Source organism: Shewanella sp. SG44-6, assembly GCF_014164185.1.
Taxonomy (GTDB): Bacteria; Pseudomonadota; Gammaproteobacteria; order Enterobacterales; family Shewanellaceae; genus Shewanella; species Shewanella vesiculosa.
Genome location: NZ_JACJER010000222.1, coordinates 1 through 3,360 on the forward strand (window position 1 = coordinate 1; position 3,360 = coordinate 3,360).

The following is a 3,360-nucleotide window of genomic DNA, read 5'->3' on the forward strand; positions in this document are numbered from 1 at the left end:
TCATAAAGCCACTGCAGCCGAAGTATTTGGGGTGCACTTTGAAGAAGTCACGACCGAGCAACGTCGCCGCGCCAAAGCGGTTAACTTTGGTTTAATTTATGGCATGTCTGCATTTGGTTTAGCTAGGCTGCGATGCTCGAGAATAACTTTAGGTAAAGGATAATCAAGTGCTAGCTCGACTAATACGTCTTCAGCAGTTGATGGTGCACCCTTAGGAGTCTTTTTCTTTATTGGGTAACCTAGTTTTTCAAAAAATAGTGTCTGTAGTTGCTTTGGTGAGGCTAAGTTAAACTTCTCTTCGGCTATTTCGTAGGCTTTGTTTTCTAAATCATCCAGTTTTTTGGCTAACTCACCACTTTGTTGGCTCAGTAACATTGAGTCGATAAGGACACCTTGGCGTTCAACGTCTGACAGTACTTGAATTAACGGTAGCTCTAACTCATCAAACACACTGGCCAGTTTGGGTTCTTTTTTCAGTCTTGGCCATAAGTGTTGATGTAAACGCAGGGTAATATCGGCGTCTTCAGCGGCATATGGCCCAGCAATATCTAAATCAACTTGATTAAAAGTCAGTTGCTTTGCGCCTTTGCCTGCGACTTCTTCAAAACTGATATTTTTATGGCCAAGATATTTAAGCGCTAATCCGTCCATGTCATGACGTGATGCTATTGAGTTAAATACATAGGATTCGAGCATGGTGTCAAAGCGGACACCTTTTAGGGTAATACCAACATTGGCTAAAATACTCATGTCATATTTGAGATTTTGACCAACTTTCTGCGGTGTATCGCTTTCAAGAATAGGACGCAGTTTTTCAAGTGCGCTGGTTTTATCAATTTGTTGCGGTGCATCAAGGTAATCATGTGCTAATGGTAAATAAGCTGCTTTACCTGCTTCAGTGGCAAATGATAAACCCACAAGTTCAGCTTCCATGTAATTGAGGCTAGTTGTTTCAGTATCAATTGCAATCAGTTCAGCGCTATTGAGCTGTTCGATCCATTTGTCGAGTGCTTCCATCGTCAGAATCGTTTCATATTCTGCTTCAATGGTCGGTGATACCGTGATGTCTTCATCGCTATCTTTGTCGCTAACTGTGCCGCGAGGTTGCTTGTTATCTAATACTTCTGCTAACCAACGCTTAAACTCCATTTCACCAAAGCATTTAATCAGTTCATCTCGATCTTGTGGCTTAACAGTGAGTTCATGCCAGTCTTGTTCAAGTTTGACATCAGTTTTGATGGTGGCCAACTCGTAAGACAGTCTTAGCATATCGGCATTGTCGATAATTTTAGTCGGCATGGTTTTTGAGCCTCGAAAGCCCACTTCAATGACGCTTTGTGGATCCGCTAAAATCTTCTCTACACTTCCCACACCAAGCAGCATCGCGAGCGCGGTTTTCTCGCCGACGCCAGGTAAACCTGGAATATTATCTGACTTGTCGCCCATGAGTGCTAAAAAGTCGATGATTCTATCTGGATGGACACCGTATTTAGCCTTGACCTCTTCCGGTCCCATAATGGTGTCTGTCATAGTATTGATTAACGTGACATGCTCATTGACGAGTTGCGCCATGTCTTTATCGCCGGTACTGATTAAGGTTGCTCGGCCTTCTTTACTCGCTTGCAGGGCGATGGTACCGATAACATCGTCGGCTTCGACACCAGAAATGCTGATCAGTGGTAAGCCCATCGCGTGGATGATTTTGTGCAATGGTTCGATTTGAGTACGCAGATCATCAGGCATAGGTGGACGCTGGGCTTTATATTCGCCGTACATATCGTTGCGGAAGGTTTTGCCTTTGGCATCGAAAACCACTGCAATATGACTCGGACTATAGCGGCTTAATAAACTGCGAAGCATATTAACGACGCCATAAACCGCACCAGTCGCTTCACCTTTTGAATTGGTTAAATGAGGCGGCGAATAATAAGCGCGATAAAGATAAGATGAGCCATCAACTAGGATGAGCGGGTTATTGGGAATCGTTGGCATAATTAATATTCGTGTTCATTATTTTGCGAGACTAATAGGATGACATTATACCCACAGCACCTCAAGATGCTTGTGAGATTGTCAGTTATTTATCCAAAATGACGCTAAATAATCTTGACGTATGACAAGTCGTGCATTTAGTGGGACTTTATCGGTGCAAATATCTCAGGAAGTAGAAAATCAGCCACGAAAAAAGCTCCCAGCCTGTGGATAAGTCTGTGAGTGGAATAGTCAACCTTGTTGGATAGATTTTCTTACGGCTTTAAATGAAATCGGTAACTAGTTGATTTTTTTAATTTATTTTTATTTTTGTGAGCTAAATATTAATTTTAATAAATATTACTATTTTGTGGACTTTTTTATTGATGTCAGTTAAGTCACTCGCAAATTTAGTGATGTTTTGTGACTAAAAAAAGCGCATCTACTAAATTCGACGCTCTAAGTTAGCACGATTTTTAATCAGATCAACCGTTTTGTTAGTTTTTTGTTGTATTTTTTGTATTGTCACTTAAAAGATGAAGGAGAGTGTCATGAAAAAGGTTGCTGTTTTACTGAGTGGCTGTGGGGTATTTGATGGAACTGAAATTCACGAAGCGGTATTAACGCTTCTGGCGATAACCCAAGCGGGGGCGACATATCAATGTTTTGCGCCAGATATTACTCAAATGCACGTAGTGAATCATTTAACCGGTGAGGTCAATAACGACGAAAGTCGTAATGTTTTGGTTGAGTCGGCACGAATTGCCCGTGGTGAAGTGCTTAATGCTAATGCCTTAGAGGTCAGTCAATTTGATGCTTTGGTGATCCCTGGTGGCTTTGGTGCGGCTAAAAATTTATCAAACTTTGCCACCACGGGCAGTCATTGCCATATTCAGCCTATTGTAGAGAACTTTATTCGTGAATTCGCTTTAGCTCATAAACCGGTGGGTTTTGTGTGTGTTTCACCTGTGATGATCCCCAATATTTATGGCAAAGGAGCTGTCGGTACTATTGGAACTGATTCTGATACCGCGCATGCATTTAATGAAATGGGAGGTAAACATAAAGATGCACAAGTGGAAGATATTGTGGTTGATGAGGCCAATAAAATCGTCAGCACGCCAGCCTATATGTTAGCAACCTCGATTTTAGAGGCGCACATAGGTATTGAGAAACTGGTTACAAAAGTGCTTGAAATGGCTTAACGATTAGGCGTGACATATATCTTACATGTGAGCGGATGAATAAAAAATGCCACCCTTGGTGTAATGCCGCTCGCTTAACAGTGAGCGGCTCTTTTCTTATAGGGGTAACGTGGTGCTTTATATAGCACTTGTCTTGGAAATGGTTTTCGCTTTCTTTTTTTTGGTAGGATTAATCGCTTTCCAT

Annotated in this window: 2 protein-coding genes and 1 pseudogene; 2 read left to right on the forward strand and 1 reads right to left on the reverse strand. The window is 41.8% G+C overall.

Annotated elements, in window-relative coordinates; translation table 11 throughout:
- Positions 1 to 31 precede the first annotated feature (31 nt).
- Positions 32 to 163 (forward strand): DNA polymerase, encoded by a 132-nt coding sequence (locus tag H5185_RS23495; protein WP_404948470.1) that lies wholly within the window; start codon positions 32 to 34, stop codon positions 161 to 163.
- On the opposite strand, the pseudogene H5185_RS21455 reads toward H5185_RS23495, so the two are convergent.
- A pseudogene (locus tag H5185_RS21455) lies at positions 118 to 1,992 on the reverse strand (DNA polymerase); the annotation flags it as partial. The gene H5185_RS23495 and the pseudogene H5185_RS21455 sit on opposite strands and share 46 nt — an antisense overlap.
- A 530-nt stretch (positions 1,993 to 2,522) precedes the next feature.
- On the opposite strand from H5185_RS21455, the gene elbB reads away from it, so the two are divergent.
- Positions 2,523 to 3,176, forward strand: coding sequence for an isoprenoid biosynthesis glyoxalase ElbB (gene elbB / locus H5185_RS21460; RefSeq protein WP_182723160.1), 654 nt, complete (start codon positions 2,523 to 2,525; stop codon positions 3,174 to 3,176).
- The last annotated feature ends 184 nt before the right edge of the window (positions 3,177 to 3,360 follow it).

Excerpts from the sequence above, each read along its gene's own strand:
- elbB (WP_182723160.1), top strand. The coding sequence starts at position 2,523 with ATGAAAAAGGTTGCTGTTTTACTGAGTGGCTGTGGGGTATTTGATGGA.